Origin of the sequence: Legionella pneumophila subsp. fraseri (assembly GCF_000586315.1) — a bacterium.
GTDB lineage: Bacteria > Pseudomonadota > Gammaproteobacteria > Legionellales > Legionellaceae > Legionella > Legionella pneumophila_B.
This window is the reverse complement of the sequence record NZ_JFIM01000057.1, coordinates 1-1201: the sequence shown is the minus strand read 5'-3', so window position 1 is coordinate 1201 and position 1201 is coordinate 1. Positions and strand designations below refer to the sequence as shown.

The window sequence follows — 1201 nt, the reverse complement described above, 5'->3', positions numbered from 1 at the left end:
TGCGTATTCCGGAGGACTTGATCACTAATTCCGTTAGGCATTTGATCACCGATTCCGGAGTATTTGATCACTTCAACGCCTCACGCAGTGGATTATCTTTTAAAGGGGTTTAGTCTGTAAAGATTTTTTTGTTTTTCGCATGGATTCACCATTGAGTTCTATTCTGATTGAGTTATGAACGAGTCTATCAAGGACGGCATCTGCAAGTGTTGCATCCCCAAGGTGTTCATGCCATAGAGCAACAGCCAGCTGGCTGGTAATGATGGTTGAGCGTTTCTGATATCTGTCTTCAAGTATTTCCAGTAAATCTCTTCTTTGTTCTTCATCCGGGGCCACCAGTCCCCAGTCATCCAGGACGAGCACATCGACTTTTGCGATGGAGGCGAGCCAGTTGGGATAACTTCCATTGGCCTTGGCAATCTTAAGTTCATTCCATAATCGTGGGAGACGGTAATATCGGGAAGAGAATCCTGTAATACAGGCTTTATGAGCTAATGCGCAGGCGATGTATGTTTTTCCGCAGCCGGTTGGACCGGTAATCAGCAGATTAAGATGTTGTGATACCCACTGGCAGCGAAACAGTTCCAGCACGGCGGATTTGTTCAGGCCACGAGGATGCTTAAAGTCTATATCTTCCATGCAGGCATTGAGCTGTAGTCTGGCTTGTTTGAGTCTTCGCTCCATTTTTCGATTGTCACGTAACAGATACTCGCGCTCAACCAATAAACCAAGCCGTTCCTCAAAGTCCAGATCATTAACGGGTCTTTTGAGTTGCTCTGTAAACGCATCAGCCATGCCGGTTAGTTTTAAGGAACGAAGTTTATCAAGTGTTGGATTGTTTAACATGGTTGTTTCTCCTATTGGTAGTAATTAGAACCACGAAGGTTGTTGTGATGAGAGATGACCGGAGTGGTCGTTTTGGATGGCGTCTTGACCAGGTCCATATTGTTTTTCAGCAGACGCTCTACCTGTTGATAGCGTGTCATTCCTGCTTCCAGAGCAATAGTACATGCGTTATCAAGTCGGTCTGCCCCAAAACGCTGGGCAAGCCTCATCAACCCCAGGCAGGAACGAAAGGCTTGCTCTGGAAATGCCCGGGCTGCAATCATGTATTCGATGTAACGAGCGGTATCTTCCCCCGTTTTTAATGCCCATCGATGGATTCGCTCAGGCGTCCACTCGGCATGTGCCTTATGACTGC

The 1201-nt window shown here is 46.8% G+C and carries 1 protein-coding gene and 1 pseudogene; both read right to left on the bottom strand.

The genetic code is table 11. From position 1 onward, the window contains the following. Nucleotides 1-99: 99 nt before the first annotated feature. On the bottom strand, nucleotides 100-846 hold the full coding sequence (gene istB / locus CC34_RS0110115; protein ID WP_028379467.1) for an IS21-like element helper ATPase IstB: 747 nt from the start codon (nucleotides 844-846) through the stop codon (nucleotides 100-102). Nucleotides 847-857: 11 nt separating this feature from the next. Continuing rightward, nucleotides 858-1201, bottom strand: a pseudogene (locus CC34_RS01000000116435) (IS21 family transposase); the annotation flags it as partial.